Origin of the sequence: Belliella baltica DSM 15883, from assembly GCF_000265405.1 — a bacterium.
GTDB lineage: Bacteria > Bacteroidota > Bacteroidia > Cytophagales > Cyclobacteriaceae > Belliella > Belliella baltica.
Genome location: NC_018010.1, coordinates 3,260,203 through 3,284,430, shown reverse-complemented (window position 1 = coordinate 3,284,430; position 24,228 = coordinate 3,260,203). Strand labels below are relative to the sequence as shown.

General features: G+C 36.6%; 21 protein-coding genes. 18 read left to right on the top strand and 3 right to left on the bottom strand.

Going from position 1 to position 24,228, the window contains the following annotated elements; translation table 11 throughout:
- Positions 1 to 33 precede the first annotated feature (33 nt).
- The 7 genes from BELBA_RS14930 to BELBA_RS14900 all read left to right on the top strand — a co-directional run bounded on the left by BELBA_RS14930 (position 34) and on the right by BELBA_RS14900 (position 9,088).
- Positions 34 to 1,005, top strand: a complete 972-nt coding sequence (locus BELBA_RS14930; RefSeq protein ID WP_014773520.1) for a deoxyhypusine synthase family protein — start codon at positions 34 to 36, stop codon at positions 1,003 to 1,005.
- A 16-nt stretch (positions 1,006 to 1,021) separates the two neighbouring features.
- Entirely contained in the window at positions 1,022 to 2,713 is a 1,692-nt protein-coding gene (locus tag BELBA_RS14925) for an OmpA family protein (protein ID WP_014773519.1), read from the top strand.
- A gap of 10 nt (positions 2,714 to 2,723) precedes the next feature.
- Positions 2,724 to 3,239 carry an acyl-CoA thioesterase gene (locus BELBA_RS14920; RefSeq protein WP_014773518.1) on the top strand — a complete coding sequence of 172 codons (516 nt, stop codon included), beginning with the start codon at positions 2,724 to 2,726 and terminating at the stop codon, positions 3,237 to 3,239.
- Positions 3,240 to 3,607: 368 nt separating this feature from the next.
- The gene (locus BELBA_RS14915) at positions 3,608 to 4,201 is read left to right on the top strand and encodes a DUF3244 domain-containing protein (RefSeq protein ID WP_014773517.1); all 594 of its coding nucleotides are present in this window, start codon (positions 3,608 to 3,610) and stop codon (positions 4,199 to 4,201) included.
- 163 nt (positions 4,202 to 4,364) lie between these two features.
- Complete coding sequence (locus BELBA_RS14910) at positions 4,365 to 5,906, top strand: M20/M25/M40 family metallo-hydrolase (RefSeq protein WP_014773516.1); 1,542 nt, start codon at positions 4,365 to 4,367, stop codon at positions 5,904 to 5,906.
- 201 nt (positions 5,907 to 6,107) lie between these two features.
- Positions 6,108 to 7,271 (top strand): acyl-CoA dehydrogenase family protein, encoded by a 1,164-nt coding sequence (locus BELBA_RS14905; RefSeq protein ID WP_014773515.1) that lies wholly within the window; start codon positions 6,108 to 6,110, stop codon positions 7,269 to 7,271.
- Between the two features lie 137 nt (positions 7,272 to 7,408).
- A complete protein-coding gene (locus tag BELBA_RS14900) occupies positions 7,409 to 9,088 on the top strand; it encodes an AMP-binding protein (RefSeq protein WP_014773514.1) in 1,680 nt (559 codons plus the stop codon).
- A gap of 207 nt (positions 9,089 to 9,295) precedes the next feature.
- Here the strand turns inward: BELBA_RS14900 and BELBA_RS14895 are convergent, their stop codons facing one another.
- Positions 9,296 to 9,922 carry a fasciclin domain-containing protein gene (locus BELBA_RS14895; protein ID WP_014773513.1) on the bottom strand — a complete coding sequence of 209 codons (627 nt, stop codon included), beginning with the start codon at positions 9,920 to 9,922 and terminating at the stop codon, positions 9,296 to 9,298.
- A gap of 252 nt (positions 9,923 to 10,174) precedes the next feature.
- On the opposite strand from BELBA_RS14895, the gene BELBA_RS14890 reads away from it, so the two are divergent.
- Positions 10,175 to 10,597, top strand: a complete 423-nt coding sequence (locus tag BELBA_RS14890; protein WP_014773512.1) for a hypothetical protein — start codon at positions 10,175 to 10,177, stop codon at positions 10,595 to 10,597.
- 146 nt (positions 10,598 to 10,743) lie between these two features.
- Here BELBA_RS14890 and trpS read toward each other — a convergent pair whose 3' ends face one another.
- Positions 10,744 to 11,715: a tryptophan--tRNA ligase gene (trpS, locus tag BELBA_RS14885; RefSeq protein WP_014773511.1), complete on the bottom strand. Its 972-nt coding sequence runs from the start codon at positions 11,713 to 11,715 to the stop codon at positions 10,744 to 10,746.
- A 71-nt stretch (positions 11,716 to 11,786) separates the two neighbouring features.
- Here trpS and BELBA_RS14880 point away from each other — a divergent pair, with 71 nt between their 5' ends.
- Together BELBA_RS14880 and BELBA_RS14875 are read left to right on the top strand one after the other, a co-directional pair.
- Positions 11,787 to 12,881 carry a DUF1573 domain-containing protein gene (locus BELBA_RS14880; RefSeq protein WP_014773510.1) on the top strand — a complete coding sequence of 365 codons (1,095 nt, stop codon included), beginning with the start codon at positions 11,787 to 11,789 and terminating at the stop codon, positions 12,879 to 12,881.
- A gap of 125 nt (positions 12,882 to 13,006) precedes the next feature.
- Positions 13,007 to 13,264: a YtxH domain-containing protein gene (locus BELBA_RS14875; RefSeq protein WP_014773509.1), complete on the top strand. Its 258-nt coding sequence runs from the start codon at positions 13,007 to 13,009 to the stop codon at positions 13,262 to 13,264.
- Positions 13,265 to 13,419: 155 nt separating this feature from the next.
- Here BELBA_RS14875 and BELBA_RS14870 read toward each other — a convergent pair whose 3' ends face one another.
- Entirely contained in the window at positions 13,420 to 14,628 is a 1,209-nt protein-coding gene (locus tag BELBA_RS14870) for an acyl-CoA dehydrogenase family protein (protein WP_014773508.1), read from the bottom strand.
- A 119-nt stretch (positions 14,629 to 14,747) separates the two neighbouring features.
- Here BELBA_RS14870 and BELBA_RS14865 point away from each other — a divergent pair, with 119 nt between their 5' ends.
- The 8 genes from BELBA_RS14865 to BELBA_RS14830 all read left to right on the top strand — a co-directional run bounded on the left by BELBA_RS14865 (position 14,748) and on the right by BELBA_RS14830 (position 24,226).
- Entirely contained in the window at positions 14,748 to 15,710 is a 963-nt protein-coding gene (locus BELBA_RS14865) for a tryptophan 2,3-dioxygenase family protein (RefSeq protein WP_014773507.1), read from the top strand.
- Positions 15,711 to 15,930: 220 nt separating this feature from the next.
- Positions 15,931 to 17,511 carry an NAD(P)/FAD-dependent oxidoreductase gene (locus tag BELBA_RS14860; RefSeq protein ID WP_014773506.1) on the top strand — a complete coding sequence of 527 codons (1,581 nt, stop codon included), beginning with the start codon at positions 15,931 to 15,933 and terminating at the stop codon, positions 17,509 to 17,511.
- A 90-nt stretch (positions 17,512 to 17,601) separates the two neighbouring features.
- Positions 17,602 to 18,213 carry a fumarylacetoacetate hydrolase family protein gene (locus BELBA_RS14855; RefSeq protein ID WP_014773505.1) on the top strand — a complete coding sequence of 204 codons (612 nt, stop codon included), beginning with the start codon at positions 17,602 to 17,604 and terminating at the stop codon, positions 18,211 to 18,213.
- Positions 18,214 to 18,238: 25 nt separating this feature from the next.
- Positions 18,239 to 20,059 (top strand): M23 family metallopeptidase, encoded by a 1,821-nt coding sequence (locus tag BELBA_RS14850; protein WP_245531085.1) that lies wholly within the window; start codon positions 18,239 to 18,241, stop codon positions 20,057 to 20,059.
- Positions 20,060 to 20,084: 25 nt separating this feature from the next.
- The gene (gene bcp, locus BELBA_RS14845; protein WP_014773503.1) at positions 20,085 to 20,534 is read left to right on the top strand and encodes a thioredoxin-dependent thiol peroxidase; all 450 of its coding nucleotides are present in this window, start codon (positions 20,085 to 20,087) and stop codon (positions 20,532 to 20,534) included.
- A gap of 15 nt (positions 20,535 to 20,549) precedes the next feature.
- The gene (locus BELBA_RS14840) at positions 20,550 to 21,401 is read left to right on the top strand and encodes a transketolase (protein ID WP_014773502.1); all 852 of its coding nucleotides are present in this window, start codon (positions 20,550 to 20,552) and stop codon (positions 21,399 to 21,401) included.
- An 11-nt stretch (positions 21,402 to 21,412) separates the two neighbouring features.
- A complete protein-coding gene (locus BELBA_RS14835) occupies positions 21,413 to 22,381 on the top strand; it encodes a transketolase family protein (RefSeq protein ID WP_014773501.1) in 969 nt (322 codons plus the stop codon).
- A gap of 255 nt (positions 22,382 to 22,636) precedes the next feature.
- Positions 22,637 to 24,226: a glycoside hydrolase family 99-like domain-containing protein gene (locus tag BELBA_RS14830; protein WP_014773500.1), complete on the top strand. Its 1,590-nt coding sequence runs from the start codon at positions 22,637 to 22,639 to the stop codon at positions 24,224 to 24,226.
- The last annotated feature ends 2 nt before the right edge of the window (positions 24,227 to 24,228 follow it).

Below are 24,228 nucleotides of genomic sequence, written 5' to 3'. Positions count from 1 at the left end.
TACTTTTGTTCGATCAAATTAAATATACAATTCATGAAAATCACTGAATTTTTAAAACATAATTACAGACACTTTAATGCTGCTGCGCTGATAGATGCTGCAGAAGGTTATAAAACCCATCTTGATAATAATGGTAAAATGATGATCACACTTGCAGGAGCGATGTCTACTGCAGAGTTAGGTATTTCCTTAGCTGAAATGATTCGTCAAGACAAAGTTCAAATTATCACTTGTACAGGTGCTAACCTTGAGGAAGATGTTTTCAACCTTGTTGCTCACGATTATTATGAAAGAATCCCTAATTACAGAGATCTTTCTCCAGAGCAAGAAAATGATCTTTTATCTCGACATATGAATCGAGTTACAGATACATGTATTCCTGAAATGGAAGCCATGAGAAGAATTGAAAATGTGATATTAGAAGAATGGGTCAAAGCGGATCAAGCTGGAGAAGTTTTTTTTCCACACGAATTCTTTTATAAGATATTACTTTCAGGAAAATTAGATAAATCATTCCAAATTGATCCGAAAGACAGTTGGTTGCTTGAAGCTGCTAAGAAAAATCTACCTATTATCGTTCCTGGATGGGAAGATTCTACACTCGGAAATATGTATGCAGGTCACGTAATCGCTGGTGATATCAAAGATGTTCATACAGTCAAAGGTGGTATTCAATACATGATGTTTTTGGCTGATTGGTACACGAAGAATGCAACAGAAGACAGTACCGTTGGCTTCTTTCAGATTGGTGGAGGAATAGCTGGTGACTTCCCGATTTGTGTTGTCCCTATGCTTCACCAAGATTTACAGAGAGATAGTATTCCACTTTGGGGTTATTTCTGTCAAATCTCAGACTCTACTACTTCTTATGGTTCATATTCTGGAGCTGTACCAAACGAAAAGATTACCTGGGGTAAATTGGGTATCGATACGCCAAAATATATTATCGAATCAGATGCTACAATAGTCGCACCTTTGGTTTTTGCGATTGTTTTGGATCAATAATTGATAATGATCAGAAATGATTAAAAATGACCTTCTCAATATTATAATAAAAGCAAGCAGCGTATTTCTGCTTGCTTTTTCATTTACATCTTTTGCTTTTTCTCAGGAAATTTCTTCCTTAAAAATTTTAAATTCGCCCTATGACGAGCAGCATCCTGTGATTTCACCGACAGGAGAAGTGTTTTTCTCAGTAGGTTTCAACCCCGAAAATCTAGGCGGAGCAATAGATCTTGGAGATATTTGGATGGCTAAAAAATCTTATCTTGAAGAATGGGAACAGCCAATTCACGTCAAAAGCCTTTCGACTACAGGAAATGATGTCCTTGTTGGTTTTCCAGATGCATTGACTGCGTATGTATATCATAGTGGAACCTTTAATGGAATAAAACAAGGAATTCATCAGTATTCAAGATTTGGTTCAGAATGGAATTACGTGAGACCATTAGAAATGGGGAATTTCAAAAATCAAGGGAGTCATTTTAGCGGGAGATTAAGTGCAGATCATGCTTTGATCATCATGTCAATGACTTCTTTTGGTTCCTTTGGTAATGAAGATATTTATGTTTCAGAGCAAATTAGAGAAGGAGTCTGGACATCGCCGCAAAATCTTGGTTCTGATATCAATTCCGCTTCACAAGAGCAAACTCCTTCAATTTCTGCAGATTTGACTACCCTATACTATTCTTCTAACTCCAACAAACCTGGTAGTGGTCGAGATATTTTTATGGCTAAGAGAATAGGTCAATCTTGGGACTCTTGGTCAAAACCAACTCCTTTAGAGCAGGTGAATACAGAAGGAGCGGAGCTTAGCTATGTGGTTTTTGATAAGGAGAAAAATTTAGCTTTTTACACCTCAACTCAAAATTCAAATGGCTTTGGTGACTTGATGATGATTACACATCAGATTGATGTTCAGGAATCAGTCGAAGAGGTATTAGTATCTCAGTCACAAACAGAAGCCATTCAAAAAAATGAAAAAATTGAAATCACAGAGATAGACTCTGTAAAGAAAGAAACTACAGTTGCAACTATTGCAGATGCTTCAGTTTTGATTTTTGAAAAAGATATTGATTCTATCTCAACAGCAAAAGTTCAAGAACTTGCCGAAGAAAATAATTTTATTATCTCGGTTGTCGACGCCAATACTAAAAATGCTATTCCATTCGAAATAACTTATGCAAATAAACAAGGATTAAGAAAAATAGCTGCTGATCCGAAGGAACTTCAAATTGCATTTGAAAATAATAAACTAGAAAGGTTTATGATTGCTTCAAATGGATATATTCCAAGAGACTTTCTTGCTTCAGAATGGATTGAGAGTTCAAGGGAGACAATCGAGTTGCAACCAATTAAAACAGGGGCGAGTATTGTTCTTAAAAATATTCAATTCAATAGAGGAACTTCTGATTTTGCTGATGCGAACTCAATTCAGCTTTTAGATGATTTGGTTGATTTTATGAAGTTCAATCCTTCAGTTCGAATTAGGCTTGAAGGTCATACTGATAATGCTGGTGATCCACAATTGAATAAAGAATTATCAATGAATAGAGCTTCTAAAATCAGGGCCTATATGACGGTGAAAGGGGTTGATTTTGAAAGAATAAGAATTGCTGGATGGGGAGGTTCAAGGCCTATTGCTGAGAATGATACTGAAGAAGGCAAAAGACTGAATCGAAGAGTAGAAATGATCATAGAGAGAATTCAATAAAAAAATTGATATGTTCGAATATAATAAAGATAGACATTATCCAAAGGAAACAGAAAGTAGAGTAGTCATCCGGTTTCAGGATTGTGACCCACTTCAACATTTGAATAATGCGAAATATTTTGATTATTTCTTCAATGCCAGAGAAGATCAAGTTCCAAAGTTATATGGCGTTGAGATGATTGATTTCATCCAGAAGTACAAAGCTGCTTGGGTAGTGTACAATCACAATATTGCTTACGTAAAGCCTGCAAAAGTAGGAGAGTGGGTAAGAATCAGAAGTAGGTTACTTTGGTATAATCAAAACACAGTGGTGTTGGAGTATTACATGACCGATGATACAAGTAAAGAGTTGAAAACATTACTTTGGACAACAATGCGCTATGTGACGGTTAAAGAAGGCTTGTCAACAGACCATGCTGGAGCTGTAAATGATTTTTTACAAGCCACTTCAGAGAATTTAGATATTTCTGAAATGACCATAGCCCAAAGAGTAAAATTTCTTAAAAATAGGCTCAAAGAAAATTAGTTTTGATCTAAAAATGTTCATTATATTCAAATCATCTGTACGGAATCGTGCAGATGATTTTGTTTTTTATAAGTTTTGTTTACCATTTTTAGGATTTTTTGATAATTATATTCATTTATTTTCAAAGTTCTCGCAACTTTTGAAATAGTGGTTTTAGACTGTTTTTTCTTTAAAACTGTATCAACATTGGACAGTTGGTACAGAGCTTGTTCAAAATATGAAACAGTTTTTTGAAATTAAAGAGATTTGATTTTTTCGATTATACTCAAGTCAATATAATGATATGCTTCAATTTTTTCCAGGTTAAAATAATTTGGTATAAATCATGGATTTAAGCTAAAAGATTATAAACCAATTATAAAAACATTATGAAAGCACTATTCACATTCGCATTAGTATTGAGCCTTGGAGCGAGTACTTTTGCCTCAGAAAATGACAACATTGTAAAAGCATTGTCACACGTTCAAGTAAAAGATAAAACGATAACGGTTTATCTTGGACAGGAACTAAAAAAAGTAAGGTTGACTATCAATGATAGTAAAGGAAAAAAAATCCATCAAGGGACATTATTTGTAAAGTCAGATATCAGAATTCCATTTGACCTTTCACTTTTCCCAGAGGGTAAATATCAAGTAGAAGTAAAACCGATTTCAAAAGATCAATTTATTGAAAATCGAGTTTTTGAGATTGAGACAAAAGAGGTAAAAGCTCCAATTTCTTTACCACTTGTTGCTTCTGGAAGAGTAGTAGAAGATGATAGGATTAGACTGGCCGTTTTTGGACTTGAAGATCCTGGGGTAGAAGTGAAAATTAAAACCCCAGAAGGAAGATTACTGCATGAAGAAATGATTAGGGAGAATCATGGTTTTATAAAGCATTATTATTTCAAAGGGATTTCTACCACAGGCATTAAAATAGAATTGAAAGATGCAAAAGGAAGAGAGAAAATACTTTATTTTTAAATCGTACTTTAAGTAAAAAAAGAGGCCTCTACAAAAGTGGAGGCCTCTTTTATTTATTGAAATTACACTGACGGTTATTTTTGATAACTAATTTTTGACATTTTTGATAGCGAGTTTGATTCATTCAATATTCCAAACAATTAAAAAATAAAACCAGACGTATATGAAACTAAAAGTACAATTTTCATTTATTCTATTTGTCGCTTTTTTATGGACATCCTCTTCTTATGCTCAAGAGAATGTCGATTTAGAAATGATGTACAAAATCAAAACCGAAGGAACAAGAAATTCTCAGATTCAAGATTTGGCATTTCACCTGACAGATTTGATGGGACCGAGACTTTCAGGATCGACCAACCTAAGAAGGGCGAGACAATGGACGGCTGACAAATTTCAAGAATGGGGTTTACAAAATGTAAAAATCGATTCCTATGGTGAGTTTGGAAGAGGCTGGGATGTGAAAAAGTCATATATCGCAATGAAAACCCCATATTATGCACCTTTGATTGGTTATCCTAAAGCATGGACTGAAGGAACCAATGGACTTGTCAGCAGTGAAGTTGTTTTGGTAGATATTCAATCTGAATCAGATTTTGAAAAATATAAAGACAAGCTTTCTGGTAAAGTAGTTATGCTTCCAACTACTTTATCTACTTCACCAGCTTTTTCTCCTGAAGCGAGAAGACTGACGGATGAAGATCTTGAAAACCGAAAGGAAATCACCATCAATGCGGCCACAGGTGCTAGATATACACCGGCACAACTTCAACAAATGAGAGATCAAAGAGCTTTAGATCAAAAAGTAAATGAGTTCTTAATGGAAGAAGGGATTGCAATGAAACTCTCTGGTACAAGAGGGAATTTTGGTACAGTCTTTCATACAAGAGCCGGTTCATACAGCACAGCAAAAAACAAGACACTTCCGGAAATGGAAATCGCTTTAGAACATTTTGGAAGAATCGAGAGATTATTGAAAAATGGACAAACTGTCAACCTAGAGGCTGAAATCGAAGTGGAATGGTTAGATGATGATTATAAAGGATATAATGTACTTGCAGAAATCCCAGGAACTGACAAGACGTTAAAGCCTGAACTAGTTTTGCTAGGTGCACATTTAGATAGCTGGCATGCTGGAACGGGGGCTAATGATAACGCTGCAGGAGTGGTAGTGATGATGGAAGCGATTAGAATTTTGAAGACGCTGGATGTGCAGCCAAGAAGAACGATAAGAATTGCACTTTGGGGTGAAGAGGAACAAGGTTTATTTGGATCTAGAGGATATGTACAGAAGTATGTAGGAGATAGACAAACTCAAGAGAAAAAAGCAGAGTGGGATAAAATTTCAGCTTATTATAATGTTGACAACGGTTCAGGAAAAATCAGAGGGATCTATCTTGAAGGAAACGATCAACTCATTCCAGTTTTTGAAAAATGGTTTGAGCCTTTCCATGAAATGGGGGCAAAAACGATCACGAGAAGAAATACAGGATCTACAGATCATGTAGCTTTTGATGCTGTAGGAGTTCCAGGGTTTCAGTTTATTCAAGACCCGATAGACTATGGAAGAGGTTATCATACGAATATGGACCTTTATGAAAGGATGCAACAAGGTGATATGACACAAGCCGCGATCATTGTTGCTGCAATGGTCTATAATACTGCTCAGCGGGACCTTAAACTCCCAAGAAAACCTTGGGGTAAATAAAGAGTTAATAAAAGAGCTGGTTATCAATCAGCTCTTTTTTTGTCTTTGTTGCTTAAAAATTAAAAATGGAAAATAAACCATCTACAACCAAATATTTATTGGAATTTAGTTAAGTTACTGCTATATTTCGTTGTTGAAATGAAACCGATTTTCGTTATACCTACTAAAAATTCTGAAATTAATATAAACCCAAATAAAAACATGAACGGAATACCTAGAACGATCTTTACGGAAGAACATGAAATGTTTAGACAATCCGTAAAAGATTACATTGCAAAAGAGATCAGTCCAAAGAATGCTGAATGGGAAAAGAACAAAATGGTTTCTCGTGAATCTTGGACTGATTTAGGACAAAATGGATTTTTATGTCTTCAAGCGCCTGAGCAATATGGTGGAATGGGAATTGAGGACTTTCGCTACAACGCACTTTTTATAGAAGAACTTGGATTAAGTGGATGTTCTGGTCCTGCTATCGGGTATCCTTTGCATAGTGATATTGTTTTTCCTTACATATTGCATTATGGAACAGAGGCTGCCAAAGCAAAATATATCCCTGGGATGGTTTCTGGAGAAATGATTTCTGCCGTAGCCATGACTGAACCAGGTGCTGGCAGTGATTTACAAAATATCAAAGCTACGGCTCAAGATATGGGAGATCATTATTTAATCAATGGTTCAAAAACTTTTATCACCAATGGTTACCTCTGTAATCTCGTAGTAGTAGCAGCTAAAACAGATCCAGCTTTAGGAGCAAAGGGTATCAGCCTTTTTTTAGTAGATACAGATATGGAAGGTTTTTCTAAAGGTGTACCTTTTGAAAAAGTTGGATTACATGCACAAGATACCTGTGAATTGTTTTTCGAAGACGTAAAAGTTTCTAAAGAAAACTTATTGGGAAAGGAAGGAGAAGGATTTAAATATTTGATGACAGAACTTGCACAGGAGAGGTTAGTTGTTGCTTTAGCAGCACTGGCCTTAGCTGAAGGAACCTTTCTATCTACTGTAAATTATGTAAAGGAACGTCCTGCTTTTGGAAAAACTGTTTCTGATTTTCAAAATACAAGATTTAAAATTGCTGAGATGTCTGCTAAGTTAGAAATGGCAAGGATCTATTGCGATCAGTTGGTCATGATGCATAATGAAAAATTGGTCGACTCTGCAATGGCATCTGCTGCTAAATATAGCATGACTGAGTTGCAGTGTGAAGTGGCCGATGAATGCGTGCAACTTCATGGTGGCTATGGCTACATGTGGGAATATCCAGTAGCTAGAGCCTATGCAGATGCAAGAGTTCAGAGAATCTATGCAGGGACAAATGAAATCATGAAAGAATTGATTGCAAGAAAGATTTTGAAGAAGGATTAAAACACTGAATGAATTCGGATTAAAGCCACTTTATTTTTGAGTAAAGTGGCTTTATCTTTTAAAAAGTGCATATTTATTTTATATTTAAACGTTACTAAAACTTAAATCAATTACAAACCCAAAATATTTTAAAAAGTATGCAAGATCATCCTTGGTATAAATTTTATCCTCAATCAGTAGATAAAAATATCGACGTTGAGGCTTATTCTTCCGTCGTTGCGCTTTTTGAAGAAAGTGTCCAAAAGTATGGAGATGCCATCGCTTATGAGTGTATGGGCAAAACACTATCTTTCAATGAGGTTGATAAATATTCCAAAATTTTTGCTTCCTACCTTCAGAATAATCTAAAAATGAAGAAAGGCGACAGAGTGGCCATACAAATGCCTAACTGTCTTCAGTATCCTGTGGCCATGTTTGGTGTGCTTCGTTCAGGTATGATTGTAGTCAATACCAATCCTCTGTACACTTCAAGTGAAATGAAGCATCAATTTGAAGATGCTGGAGCTGATGCGATTGTCATCTTGGCTAATTTTGCTTTTAATTTGGAGAAAATTCAAAACGATATTCCTGCCAAACACATCATAGTTACTGAACTTGGCGATATGTTGGGTGGATTAAAAGGTGGAATAGTCAATTTTGTAGTCAAGTACATCAAAAAGATGGTTCCTTCTTATAACCTTCCTAAAGCAATCAAGTGGAAACAAGTCATGTCTCAAGGCGATTCCTCAAGGTTCAAAAGGGAAGAAATGACTTTAGATGATGCAGCGTATCTTCAATATACAGGAGGTACCACTGGAGTATCCAAAGGTGCTGAGCTTTCTCATGGAAATATTGTTGCCAATATGCAGCAGATTTCAGCTTGGATGAAACCTAAGTTGAAAGAAAAGGAAGAAATCGTGATCACAGCCTTACCGCTCTATCATATTTTTGCGCTGACTGTGAATTGTCTTGCCATGATGAAAATTGGTGCCCACAATGTCTTGATTACCAATCCTAGAGATATGCCAGGATTTATAAAAGAGCTTTCCAAGCATAAATTTACCGTATTCACTGGTGTTAATACCCTTTTCAATGGACTTTTGAACCAAGAAGCATTTTTGAAATTGGATTTTTCTTCATTGAAAATTGCAGTGGGCGGTGGAATGGCAGTTCAAAAAGCTACAGCAGAAAATTGGCAGCAGGTTACAGGTACTCCATTGGCCGAAGGTTATGGGTTGACAGAGACTTCCCCGGTTGCCACCTGTAATCCAATTGACGGAACAGAAAGAATAGGCACTATCGGTGTTCCACTTCCACATACGGACATTAAAGTCATTGATGATGATGGGAATGAGCTGGAAATAGGAGAAAAGGGTGAACTTTGCATCAAAGGACCACAAGTGATGAAACGCTATTGGAACAGGCCTGATGAGACAGAGAAAGTCATGATCGGCGATTGGTTTAAAACCGGTGATATAGCTGTGATTGACAATGACGGATTTGCAAAAATAGTGGATCGTAAAAAAGAAATGATTCTTGTCTCAGGCTTCAATGTATATCCCAATGAAGTCGAGAATGTCATTGCTTCCCATCCAAAAGTTCTCGAAGTAGGGATCATAGGTATGCCTGATGAAAAATCAACAGAAAAGGTAGTCGCTTATGTAGTGGCGAAAGACAAGTCAATCACTGAAGACGAGATAATAGCTTATACCAAAGAAAACTTGACAAATTACAAAGTGCCACGTGAGGTTTACTTTACAGATGAATTGCCCAAATCAAATGTGGGGAAAATACTAAGAAGAATCATCAAAGAGAATCACGAGAAGACGCTAAAGTGATGAAGTTGTCAACTGTCATTGGCTTAGGTTCAACAGCAGCCCAAATATAGTACTTACACTATTTTATGTGGAGCTAATAGCATGAAAGCGGATATACATATTAATATTATTGTTCGATTGGAGATTGAATAAGCGTATACTTGAATACAAAAAAGCCCAGCTGGAATATCCGGCTGGGCTTTTTCATTGATATAAGAATATTTTTTTCTATTCAGATGGCGGAGGTGGTAATTGTGGAATTAACACCTTGTCAATAAAGTGAGTTACACTGTTTGTTGCTTTGAAATCTGTACCTATAATATTTGCACTTTGATTGAATGTGTCAGTCAGAATTAGTTGATCACCTGAATTGGAAACTGTTAGAGATGTCGGTGCTCTTGTTAACATGGATAATAAATTAGGTTCATCTTGAATAGATTCTAATTGATTTCCCGAAAACTTTTTAGCTGAAATTACTTGGTTTCCAATTGCAGCCATCACAAGATCAATGTTTTCAGCAAGATTTTTTGTTGTAATATTAATCTCAGCATAAGCTTCGTCAGTTGCCATAAATACTGTTGCTCTGTCTTTTACAGCAGGGACCCAATTGTCAGTCATCCTTAATGCGGCAAGGGTTACTTGCAAGGAAGGTACTTTTCCATTTCTTGCATTTGGATTTGAGGTGAAATTAAGGTTTTCAAGTTCTTCCAAGAATGCTTTTTTGAACATGGCATTCTCGTCAAGCGTAGGCTGCTCTTCGATCGAAGTGCAAGAGAAGGAAACTGCCAACAATACCAGGGCAGTGAAGATCACAGACATCTTAGTCTTGAATCTTGTTGATAGGTTTTTTTTCATTATTCAAATGGATTTGTATGGGTAATATTGCAGTAAGATAATAGAAAAATGTATTTCAAATCATTATTGCAAATTATCTTTTCTTAAATTTCTTTCAAATCTTGGAAATCAACTAATTTTTAATAAAATAAGAACATTATTTTGTTCGATTGCTGATTAAGCTAGATTTATGAACTTGTAAACTCTTTCATATTTTGGAATCACTCATCATATTCAATACCTTCGTATTTTAAATTAAAACAAGATCAATCAATGGATTTAAAGAAACTGGATCAAGACCTAACGGCAATTGTAGAGAAGAGAATCGCACTGAGTAAAATCACCTACGCAGATGAGCGCTATGATGATATTGAGGAAGAACTCCATGATCTAGAAGATGATTTTAATGATGAATATGGTGATAAATTGGAAGCAGAATTAGAAAAAATTTATGCAAAGCTAAAATCAGATAATGATGTGTTGTTACCTTCTGCCTATTTGGCAAATGCCTATACTCCCATGTTGCCGGATGCGAATGGAATAGTTTCTTATGAAGTAAAAGGTGCTGAAGGTGTGCCAATAGAATCTGAGCAATTTGATAAACAAGACGTAAGAATTGTGCTTATTCCAAACCCAACTCGATTTGTGATGCAGATCAATGGACTTTCTCTGAAAGATCTTTGGAGATCAAGATAGGTTTAGTTATCAAGTTAATTGGTTAACAGTAATTGAGTTAATTTGTGATTAGTGAAGAGTAAGAAGAGTAAGTTAAATAGTTAATCCAATAGAGACTTTCTCTAAAGCAAAAATGCCTGAATCGTTTTTGATTCAGGCATTTTTGATTAAAAACCTAATTTTTCTCGGATTTGGTTGAGCATTTCTCGAGCTACAACTCTAGCTTTAGATTCACCTTCTGATAATTTCAATTCCAATTCCTCAGGATGGGTCATAAAATAATCGAATGTTTTTCTTTCCTCTTTGTATTTTTCCAAAATCAAATTCAAAAACTCTTTCTTGGCATGACCATAGCCAAAATTTCCTCCTAAATATTTTGCTCTTAACTCTGAAGTTTGGGAATCAGATGCTACAAGTGAATAGAGTTTAAAAACATTGCAGGTGTCAGGATCTTTTGGTTCCTCTAGTGGAGTACTGTCAGTGATGATACTATTGATATTCTTTTTTAATTCCTTTTCAGGAAGAAATATGTCAATGTAATTATTGTAAGACTTACTCATTTTCTGGCCATCGGTGCCAGGAATGATCATCACAGATTCATTGATTCTAGCTTCAGGAAGCGTCAAAATATTTTCATCAATTCTATGATTGAAAGTAGAAGCAATATCTCTTGAGATTTCTAAGTGCTGCAATTGATCTTTTCCAACGGGAACCAAATCAGCACTGTATAGCAAGATATCAGCTGCCATTAAAACGGGGTAAGTAAACAGTCCTGCATTCACATCTGCTAATCGGTCAGACTTGTCTTTAAAGCTATGTGCATTGGCCAACATAGGAAAAGGAGTGAAACAACTCAAATACCAAGTCAATTCTGATACTTCTGGAATCTGAGATTGTCTATAAAAGACTGTTTTAGAAATATCTAACCCAAATGCCAACCAAGCAGCTGCCACAGCTAAAGTGTTTTCTCTTCGAATATCGCCATCCTTGATCGTGGTAAGGGAATGCATGTCTGCTATAAAAATAAAAGACTCGTTTTGATCTTTTTTTGTAAGCTCAATAGCTGGGACAATAGCACCTAAAATATTACCTAAATGCGGACGTCCTGAACTTTGAATACCTGTTAATACTCTTGCCATTATTCATAATTTTGACGCAAATTAAATAAATATGGGTACAAATCGTTTGAATTTTATCGTTATTTGATCCTATGATTAAATTGAAAACCCAGTTATTATTAGTTGTATTAGTAGTTCTTTCTATGGGAGTTGCTGAGGCTCAAGACATTGAGCGGAAATTGTTGTTTTGGGAAAATAGAACCATTGATATTGGAACAGTATTAGAAGAAAATGGACTCGTGGAAGTGGAATTTCTTGGCCTGAATCAAACGGACTCTGCGATCATTATCTCTGATATTATTACTGACTGTGGATGTACGACCGCAGCTTTTAGCCAAGACACGATTTATCAAAGCAAAGTCGGAAGTATCAAAGTGAATTTCAATCCTGACCACAGAGGCGGAGCTTTTACTAAAATGATTATAGTTCGCACCAATCAGGATATTTATGGTGACACCTTGTATCTGCAAGGATTTAACATACCTTTTCCAGATAATTTAGAAGCTGCTTATCCATACAAAAATCAAGATATCGGGATGCGACTATCTAGCATCAATATGGGGAATGTTTACACACATGAGCCTAGGAGGAAAATGGTAGAACTATATAATTTTGGAAAGGACAGCGTTTCCTTGACTTCAATTGCGGACTCTTTACCTGATTATTTGAAAATTGATTTACAACCCTTAGTTCTCGCTCCAAACCAAAGAGGATTATTGATCATAGATTATGATGGGCAAGTGAAAAATGATTTTGGCTTGGTAGAAGAAGAGCTTTCTTTGAATTTCTCTGGTAAAGAAAATCCTTTGAGCTTAAGGCTAATAGCAAACATATTTGAATATTTTGAACCTGTTCTAAAAAGCATGGAAAATATTGTTCCACGTCTAGGAATCAATGAAATTGATATTGATTTGAAAAATATAAATAGTGATCAAATCATCAGAAGAGAGATTAAATTGAGTAATCAGGGTGAGGAAGTTTTAGAAATCCGAAAAGTCATCACCAATTGCTCCTGCCTTGAGGTAAAGCTAGAAAAAGAGAGTTTAATGGGTGGAGAGTCGATGAATTTGAGTTATACTTTTGATCCTGAGGGCAGGAGAGGGATAGACCATAAACATATCATGCTATTTACCAATGATCCAATTCAGCCAGTGAGAACGATTGTAATCAGGAGTATGATTAAATAAATAAAAAAACTGACTTTCAGGAACTTTGTGGCACAATATTCGTTGCATTTGGTATAGTTTAAATAAGGTAAACGATTTTATTTAGGCTAATTTTAATTTTATTTTCACTCAAAATTTAAAATGATATGAGTTCTACAAAATTTCTTTTAGGTGCATTATTAGGTGCGGCAGTTGGTGTTCAGGTTGGTATTTTAATTGCTCCAGATAAGGGCGAGAATACAAGAAAAAAATTAGGTAAGAAAGGAAATGAATATTTAGATGAAGTAAATGGTAAAGTAAATACTTTCTTAGACGGCTTAAACAAGAAAGTTTCCGAAGCATCTAGCGAAGTAGATAAACTGACGAAAAAAGCGAAAGCCGAAGCAGAGAAGTTTACCAAGTAAGAATAGTAATCACAACGTTATTGATAAGGTGATCCGAAAGGTTCACCTTATTTTTTATGTAAAAGAAAAAACCGCCAAGGTACAAAACCTCAGCGGTCAAAATCATCTTTCACGATGAACAAGTCATCTTACTTCTTCAGTCTTACGTCTTAAATCTATTTAAAAGCCGGTATCCCTGTAATCTCGTGACCCAAAATCAGCAAATGTATATCATGGGTTCCTTCGTAGGTGACTACAGATTCTAGATTCATCATGTGTCGCATTAAGGAATATTCTCCAGTGATTCCCATGCCTCCATGAATTTGTCTTGCCTCACGGGCAATGTCGAGAGCCATAGCCACATTGTTTCTTTTAGCTAGTGAGATTTGAGCTGTTGTAGCTTTACCTTCGTCCATCATTTTGCCCAATCTCCAGACAAGCAACTGTGCTTTGGTGATTTCAGAAAGCATTTCTGCTAACTTCTTTTGAATCAATTGGAAAGATCCAATAGGTTTGTCAAACTGAATTCTTTCTAAAGCATATCTTCTTGCTGAATCATAACAGTCCATCGCTGCGCCGAGCGTTCCCCAAGCGATGCCATACCTGGCAGAATCCAAACACATCATCGGAGCACCCAAACCTGATTTTCCAGGTAGTAAGTTTTCTTTTGGAACTTTCACATTATCAAACACCAGCTCACCAGTACATGATGCTCTTAAAGACCATTTGTTATGCGTTTCTGGAGTTGAAAAGCCTTCCATGCCACGCTCTACAATCAGTCCGTGGATTCTTCCTTCTTCATTTTTTGCCCAGACAACTGCTACATCTGCTTTAGGTGAATTTGAAATCCACATTTTGGCACCATTCAACAGATAATGATCTCCCATATCTTTGAAGTTGGTCGTCATCCCACTTGGATTTGAACCATGGTCAGGTTCGGTTAAACCGAAACACCCGAGCATTTCGCCCGAAGCTAATTTTGGAAGAAACTTGCGCTTTTGCTCTTCTGAGCCAAATTTATAAATCGGATACATGACCAATGAACCTTGTACTGATGCTGTACTCCGCATGCCTGAATCTCCTCTTTCGATTTCTTGCATAATCAGACCATAAGAAATATAGTCCAATCCACCACCACCATATTCCGTTGGGATCTGTGGACCAAAAGCTCCTACATCCCCAAATTTCTTGACGATTTCATAAGGGAAATGCGCATTCTGAGCCCAATCTTCTATGTAGGGACTAATTTCTTTTTTCACAAAATCCCGAACAGATGACCTAATGAGTTTATGTTCCTCTGTGAGCAAGTCATCAATTTGATAAAAGTCAACGCCTTCAAACATGTCCTTTTTAGTGGATTTACCACCTGTAATATCTGGATTCATTTCTGTTTTGGTTTATTGCTAATTATAATGGATTTTTGTATTCAAATGTTTTTTCAATACCGCCTTGAAATAAACAAGAAGCGGGTAAAAAAACTACCTATTTCATATAAATTTAATTCATGACCCCAGCAGAAACTCAAAAAGACATCACAGAAAAAATTGAACTGTTACAAAGGAAATTCAAAGCTTCTGGACAAGATTTGTCTTCCTATTTGGAAGGCTTGCTTTATGCTGACTATCTCAACTATTGGGATTATATCAATCTGGATATTTTACTTTCCCTGCAGCAGCCCAAGACTTCTTTTAAAGATGAGAAGATTTTTATCATTTATCATCAAATCACAGAACTCTATTTCAAATTGATCATTTGGGAACTTGAGCAGATTGCTGAACAACAAGAGATCAAAGCTGACTTTTTTAAAGAAAGATTGGAAAGAGTCATCATGTATTTTGATCATTTGATTTCTTCTTTTGCAGTGATGTGGAAAGGGATGGAAAGAGAACAGTTTCTTAAATTCAGGATGTCACTTCTTCCGTCTAGTGGGTTCCAAAGTGCTCAATATAGGGTGATTGAGATTCTTTCATCTGACGTAGCAAATCTAATTCATGTTGATAAAAGGGACTCCATATCAAATAACATGACTACCGACGACTTGTTCAACAATCTCTATTGGCAACAAGGAGCTATAGAACTTGCAACTGGCGAAAAAACTTTGACCCTAAAGACTTTCGAGATCAAATATGGCAAGGAATTGAAAGAGCTAATTGACTCAAATAAGTCTAAAAATATCTGGAAGCAATACCAATCTTGCGCTGATAAAGACGAAGAACTCAAGAAATTAATGCAAACTTTGGATTTGAAAGCAAATGTGTTTTGGCCTTTGGCACATTACAAATCAGCAGTTAGATATTTGCAAAGAGACCCCGTTGATATAGCTGCTACGGGTGGGACAAACTGGCAAAAATACTTGCCACCTCGATTTCAAAAAGTCATTTTCTACCCAGAAATCTGGACCGATCAAGAAAAAGCCGAATGGGGAAAAGGATGGGTAGTGAAAGAGATCTTTGGAGAGGAAATGTGAAAGGGGAGAAGCTAGATTTGAGATGCCAGAAGCGAGAGTCAAGAACCAAGAAACAAAAGACTTTCCAATCCAAATCCACTTAGCAAATCTTCCAAACTCCCACAACCTTAAAACTTTCCAACATTAAAAAATTTTAACCACTATCCACCAATCTTACAATTTTCCAATCTTCAAATCATTTAATTTCCCAAACCTTTAAGGATAAATACCTTACATTAAAATGAAAAAAGAAATTCAATTACAACTCACACCTCAGGAGGCCTATGACGAGGTGGTATTTCAAGAGACAGTTTCCAAAAGAATTGGAATCTCGGGGAGTCAAACAGATGTTCGTGCGCGACAGACCAAGCGCTCCATTGATGCGAGAGGAAGACAAGTGAAAGTGAACGTGACCGCTGAAGTTTTTATTGATGAGCTCGTTCCACCAATGCTGGAAGCTTCAAAAGCTTATCAAAATGTCAGGAATTCAGAACAAATCATTATCGTTGGAGCAGGTCCAGCTGGAATGTTTGCGGCATTGAGAGCGATAGAACTTGGCGTCAAGCCGATATTGATCGAGCGGGGAAATGATGTCCGTGCTCGGCGAAGAGACCTTGCAGCGATCAACAAAGACCATGTCGTCAACCCTGAATCCAATTACTGTTTTGGAGAAGGAGGAGCAGGGACGTATTCTGATGGTAAACTCTACACCCGATCCAAGAAAAGAGGGGATATCAGAAGAATTATGGAGATTTTCGTTTCCCATGGTGCAACTGAGGAAATCCTTGTTGATGCACACCCTCATATTGGGACAAATAAACTCCCTAAAATCGTCACCGAATTAAGAGAGTCAATCCTTCAAGCAGGTGGCGAAGTACTTTTTAATACCAAAGTTGTCGATTTTATTCTTGAAAATAATGAAATGAAAGGTGTGGTTACCCAAGATGGGGAAAAAATCATAGGTCTTGGAGTGATTCTGGCAACAGGACATTCAGCGAGAGACATTTATCATTTATTACATCAGAAAAAAATCTTGATCGAGGCTAAACCTTTCGCACTTGGCGTGAGGATAGAACACAGTCAAAATCTTATTGATAAGATTCAATATCATTGCGAAACCGATCGAGGACCGTATTTGCCAGCTTCAAGTTATTCCTTGGTTCATCAAACCAAATTCAAAGGCAAGCAACGAGGAGTATTTTCGTTCTGCATGTGCCCAGGAGGTTTTATCGTTCCTGCTGCTACTTCCCCAGGAGAATTAGTAGTCAATGGCATGAGTCCTAGCAGAAGAGATAGTAAATTTGCCAATTCCGGAATAGTCGTGGCAGTTGAGTTAGAAGACTTGCCACAATATGAAAAATATGGCCCTTTGGCAGCGATGATGTTCCAAGCAGAAATTGAAAAATCTGCATGGAAAGCAGGAGGAGAAACACAAACTGCTCCTGCACAAAGAATGATTGATTTTGTAAATCGAAAAGAAAGTACATCCCTTTTGGAAACTTCATATCAACCAGGTTTAAACTCAGTCAATATGCACGACGTATTGCCAGATTTTATCGCTTCGAGATTAGCTGATGGATTCAAAGCATTTGGAAATAAAATGAAAGGCTATTTTACCAATGAATCTCAGTTGATAGGTGTTGAAAGTAGGACTTCTTCGCCTGTAAGGATTCCAAAAGATAAGGAAAGTTTTGAACATCCCATAATCAAAAGATTGTATCCTTGTGCTGAAGGTGCGGGATATGCAGGAGGAATTGTTTCCGCAGCTATGGATGGTGAAAGATGTGCTGAAAAGTTGATTGAAGCTTATATTAAAAAATAAATGTATAAAATACACTTAATAAATTTTACTTGCTTATATTTAAGACTTCAAGCTAGTGATTATTATTGATGCAATAAAAATTTAAGAAATATGAAGATCATTGCCATAGGTAGAAATTATGTGGAGCATATTGAAGAGCTCAACAACGAAAGACCTTTCGCTCCTGTTGTATTTATGAAGCCTGATACTGCGGTTTTGAAAAACAATATGCCGTTTTTTCATCCAGATTTTTCAGAAAACATCCATCACGAAGTAGAATTAGTCCTTAAAATCAATAAGGAAGGTAAATATATCAAAAAGGAATTTGCTCATAGATATTTTGATGAAATTGGAATTGGAATAGATTTTACCGCTAGAGATCTTCAAGATCAATGTAAAGCTCAAGGACTTCCATGGGAAATCGCCAAAGGATTTAATGGGTCGGCACCAGTAGGAGAGTTTTTATCCGTTTCTGAATTTAAAGACTTCAACGATATCAATTTTCATCTTTTGATTAATGGTGCAAAAAGGCAAAAGGGAAACACATCGATGATGCTCTTTGATTTTGGGGTGATTATAGAGTATGTTTCTCAATTTTTCACTTTGAAAAAAGGGGATTTAATATTTACAGGAACGCCCGCAGGAGTAGGTAAAGTCAATATTGGAGATAGATTAGAGGCATTCATAGAAGATCAAAAATTATTGGATTTTGAAATTAAATAAGTCAATAATTTTATTTATTTACTTCTTGAGTCTGAATTTATCTGCTCAAGATTATCTCTTTCCAGTCAAACCCGGACAGCGAAATTACTTATCAGGAAATTTTTCTGAAATCAGGCCTAATCACTTTCACAGCGGGATAGATGTCAAAATTGGTGGCGTAGATGGCGAACCGATCAGAGTGATAGCAGATGGCTATGTCTATCGTGCTAAGGTTTCCTCTTACGGCTATGGCAATGTGCTTTATATCAAACATTATAATGGACAGTCTTCAGTTTATGCCCATTTGCAAAAATTCTCAGATAAAATTTCTGAACGCATGCGTCAGGAAATGTATACCGAGCGCAAGAATGATTTGGAAGTCTATTTTGATGAAACTTCGCTTCGAGTTACTAGAGGAGAGATCATTGGAAATGGTGGAAATACAGGCGGATCGGGTGGACCACATTTGCACTTTGAGATTAGAGATAGTTTAGATAGAGCGATTGATCCATTTGCTTTTGGTTTTGACAAGGAAATAGTAGATAATACGCCACCAATACTCTATAAAGTAGCCTTGCGTCCTCTAGATTATGAATCTCGTGTGGATGGAAAATTCGAAAGACAGGAATTCACACCTATTCTTGAGGGTGGGAGATATGTCCTTCCAAGAGATATAAAAATATCAGGAAGAGTAGGTTTGGAAGTGTATGCGGTAGACAAGCAAGATGGTGTCGGGAATATTTTCGGAGTTCCGGTTTATGAACTTTTGGAAAATGGTAAGCCTATTTTCCGGATCAATGTGGATCATATTGATTTCAATCAAGGAAGGTTTTTGCTGACGCATTCATACCTTAATCGATTTGTACGCTTGTACCCATACCCAAACAATCCATTAGAATTATATGATGTGGACTCTTTAACTCAAGGGAAAATTTCAGCTTTGGAAGGAGAGAAAAAATCTTTTCAAGTTAATTTGAAAGATTTTTTTGGGAACACGAGAGTTTTAACTTTAGATGTCGAAGGCGAAAGCATAGATTTTCAAGCTACCACACTTCAATCTGATAATTCACCGACCATTATTAAGTACGAAAGAGAGGTAATTGCGATCAATACAAAACTTTCGAAAGAAGGGAGCTTAGCTAAAGTATTTGTTGGTGATAGAATTATGGAAATCCCTCCAGCCTATGAAGAAAAAGGAAGGAGGGTTTACCTTTGGGACATGACTTATGGAGTTCCTGACTCTTTGGATGTTTGCACAGAGATGATACATCCCAAAGTGATTACTAGAATTCCCTATGGAGAAAAGCTTTATTTCACTAATGGAAATGTTAGCTTAGATTTTGAAGAGAATACACTTTTGGATGATTTGTTTTTAAGAATGAATCTCAATCAAACTGACAACTCACTGGTTTTAAGTATCAATCCTTCAGGAGACTACCTTCAACAGAATCTTGCTGTCAAAATTCACCAAACAAAATATCGAGGAAATAAGAATAAATCACATATTTATTCTGTTGCGGCTAATGGAAGGAAAAGTTTTGTAGGGAGCATTTGGGAAGGTGATGACATACAATTTAAAACAAGAAATTTTGGTACTTTTGTAATCGATACTGATGAAGTGCCTCCAAAAATTCTCCCAATTCGCATTAATTCAAACGAAATAAGGTTTAGAATATCAGATAATAAGTCTGGGATTAAAGATTTTGAAGCGTTTGTAGACGGAGAATGGGTTTTGATGCGATATGAACACAAGCAGGCTTTAATCTGGTCTGAAAAAAATGATAAACAACCTTTCAGAGGAGAGGTTTTATTAAAAGTTCATGATATGGCAGGGAATGAATCCACCTGGTCAGGGACGATAAAATAAACTTAACCTTTAAAACAAAAACAAGATGTCATTAGAAGTAGGAAAATTAGCGCCACAGTTTGAATCAAAAGATCAAAATGGAAATGTGATCAAGCTTTCAGATTTCAAAGGAAAGAAAGTAGTCCTTTATTTTTATCCAAAAGACAATACTCCCGGCTGTACTGCCCAAGCATGCAACCTGAGAGATAATTACGAAGCATTGCAAAAAGCGGGTTATGTTGTTTTAGGAGTTAGCTCTGACTCTCAAAAATCACATCAAAAATTTATCGAAAAACAGGAGTTACCATTTACATTGATAGCAGATGAAGACAAGTCTGTACATGAAGCTTTTGGTACTTGGGTAGAAAAATCTATGTATGGTCGAAAATACATGGGGACAGCTAGAACAACGTTTATTATTGATGAAGAAGGGAAAATTGAGGAGATCATCGATAAAGTAAAAACCAAAGAACATACGAATCAAATTCTTAAATAACAATATTCCAAACCAATGGAGAAACAACCTTTAGCACAACTCACAAAAATTTCAAGCCAAGTCAGACGTGACATCCTTCGCATGGTTCATGCAGTGCAGTCTGGCCATCCTGGAGCCTCTTTAGGCTGTACGGAATTCTTCGTCGCACTTTATTTCAACCAAATGAAGCACGATAGTAATTTTAATATGAATGGAAATAATGAAGATCTATTCTTTTTGTCAAATGGTCACATTTCACCTGTATGGTATTCCGTATTGGCAAGAAGTGGCTATTTTTCAGCGGAAGAATTGAAAACTTTCAGAAAATTGAACAGCCGTCTTCAAGGACATCCAGCTACAGAAGAGAATCTTCCTGGAATTAGAATCGCTTCTGGTTCCTTAGGTCAAGGACTTTCTGCCGCAATCGGCGCTGCTCAAGTCAAAAAAATTGATAAGGATGATCGCTTAGTTTATGTATTGATGGGTGATGGGGAGCAGCAAGAAGGTCAAGTTTGGGAGGCCTGCATGTACGCAGCACATCATAAAGTAGACAACTTGATCGCGACGATTGATTTCAATAGACAACAGATCGACGGCCCTACCAAAGAAGTAATGGATTTGAAAGACTTGAGGGCAAAATGGGAAGCCTTTGGCTGGGAAGTGATCGAAACCTTGAAAGGTAACGACATGGAAGCAGTCCTTGAAGGATTGGAAAAAGCTAAGTCATTAACTGGAAAAGGAAAGCCTGTCTTAATTCTATTGCATACTGAAATGGGTTACGGGGTTGATTTTATGGTGGGAACTCACAAATGGCATGGAATTGCCCCAAGTGATGAGCAACTTGAAAATGCCCTAGGCCAATTAGAAGAAACTTTAGGAGATTATTAATTAACTAGAAAATGGATAAGACATTAGATTTAAAATATACATATACAGAGAAAAAAGATACACGATCAGGTTTTGGCGATGGTTTGCTTGAAGCAGGTAGAAGAAACCCAAACGTGGTAGGTCTTTGTGCAGATTTGATTGGTTCTTTGAAAATGGGAGCTTTTCAAAAAGAATTTCCAGAAAGGTTTTTTCAAGTAGGTATAGCTGAAGCAAACATGATTGGTTTGGCTGCAGGGATGACAATTGGCGGTAAAATTCCCTTTACAGGAACTTTTGCTAATTTCTCTACAGGTAGAGTTTATGATCAGATCAGACAATCAGTAGCTTATTCTGATAAGAATGTAAAAATCTGTGCTTCTCACGCAGGTTTGACTTTGGGAGAAGATGGTGCTACGCATCAGATCTTAGAAGATGTGGGAATGATGAAAATGCTTCCCCATATGACTGTGATCAATCCTTGTGATTATAATCAAACCAAAGCAGCCACGATAGCGATCGCTGAATTCGAAGGTCCAGTTTACCTAAGATTCGGACGTCCTAGTTGGCCGATATTCACACCTGCTGATCAGAAGTTTGAAATCGGAAAAGCTTGGCACATGATTGAGGGAACAGATGTGACGATTTTTGCTACAGGTCACTTAGTTTGGGAAGCGGTTGTTGCAGAGGCAATGTTAAGAGAAGAAGGTATTTCTGCAGAAGTGATCAATATCCATACGATTAAGCCATTGGATGAAGAAGCGATTTTAGCTTCTGTTAGGAAGACAGGTTGCGCAGTATCTGCTGAAGAGCATCAACTCAATGGTGGACTTGGTGATAGCATCGCACAAACATTGATCAGAAACAATCCAGCTCCGTTGGAATATGTGGGAGTTAATGATTCCTTCGGTGAATCGGGAACACCTACAGAATTGCTAGAGAAATATGGCTTGAATGCTGAAAATATTGTAAAAGCAGCTAAAAAAGCAATAGCAAGGAAGTAAGGTTTAAATTTTAGATTGTAGATTTAAGATCTTAGATCTAAAATCTACAATTTCTTTAAAACAAGCCACAGTTTAGAGATAAGCTGTGGTTTTTTATTTTTAGATGATAATGGGTATGTATTTTAAAGTGTAGAAACCCAAAAAGCAATATTAACAAAGCCATCTATTTTAAACCTTAATCATTCCTTTTAAATAAACCAAGGCTTTTCTTTTGCTTCAATTTTATTTAAATTTAAATTTAAAGCTTTAAGACTTATGAAATTACTTTTGCCTTTTTTATTTATATTAGTTTTTGCAGGAGGGCTTCCAGAGGGATGCGAAGTGAAACAGATTACTCAAGATGATACAGGTATCAATCCTGATGTTGGAGTTAATCAAACAGGTGATAGCGATAATCAGGGGATTGGTGCTAGAGCAGTCGCTTCTTCAAATGAAGCCATGGTTGGCGTGTATTTTATGCCATCTTGGAATGTATCTGCAGATCCAAGTAAAGATGTTGATAGTTTTTGGCCTTGTCTCTATAAACCTGAAGATTGTGCATTTTTGAAAAATACAGGAATGTGGGGGCCAAAAGGAAGAGTTTATAACAAGTCTAACCCTTATGAAGGTCCTTTTTTAAACAGAAAGCCACATAGCAGTTTAGGAGGGTTTTATAAAAGAGATGATCCAAAAGTTGCTCGAAAGCAATTGGAGTATATGAAAAGTTATGGGATTGATTTTTTTGCTTACAATTGGTTTTTTGGAAGACACTATTATTATCATTTAGATTTTGCACCTCAAGCAAAAACTTATTATCCCAAAGGATGGAAAGTTGATAATTCAAATTATAAAAGAGTAGCCGTACCAGGCATAGAGCAATGGGAAGATCAGTTGACCGTCTTGCTCAGAGAGAATGAAAAGCTACCTGAAGCAAAGCAAATGAAATGGGCTTTGAACTGGTGCGACGATGACCATGAAAAATGGATGCTTTGGTTGGATGTAGGTTCTCCGGCAAGTATTGCTGCCAAAAGAAACTTTCCAGGAGAAAAACCAGATAAAACACTTTATCTCCAAGTTCATGATAAAATCACCATGCTATGGATAGATAAATATTTCAAAAGGAAGGATTATTTGAAAGATCCAAGTGGTAGACCTATAGTGTATATTTATTTTCCACACGATACAGAAGCAAGGGCTGCTTTTTATGGGATTAGTATGAAGGAACTGCTAGATAGGTCAAAGGCTTTGGCTAGAAAGGCAGGATTTCCAGGGATTAAGTTTATAGCTTCTACCTCTGGCGCAATGACACAGGCAGAAATGCCCTATGCGATGCATACAAATTGGGTTGCCAATAACCCTAGGGAAGCTTGGAGAGGAGGAAGGTATACTGATAAAATGCTTTTTCAAGATTATGCTAAAAGGCTTAAAAATCTAGGTTTCGAGGGTATGACTGCCTATATCTATCATACTTATGAAAATCAAGCAAATTGGAGTTATGCTGATATGCGGAAAAATTATAGAAGTCACTGGAAAAGGTGGTCAGAGCAATTTGAAAATGATCCTGAATTCGAATACCAACCACCAGTAGCCATGGGTTGGGATATGAGACCGATGGGAGGCACTTGGCCACAACAAACAGGTTTTCCAAGTGAACCCGGAAAAGACAAAGTTCACAGCAATAAATCTACTTTCAAAGCTAAACTCGAAGAGGCAAGATTAACAGCAGAAAAACACAAATCTACCAATGGAAATACCGTAATGATTTGTTGCTGGAATGAATACTTAGAAGGAAATTATATCGAACCAACTGAAGGTCATAAATTTGATTATTTGGAGGCTATAAGGGAGGTTTTTTCTAAAAAGTGATT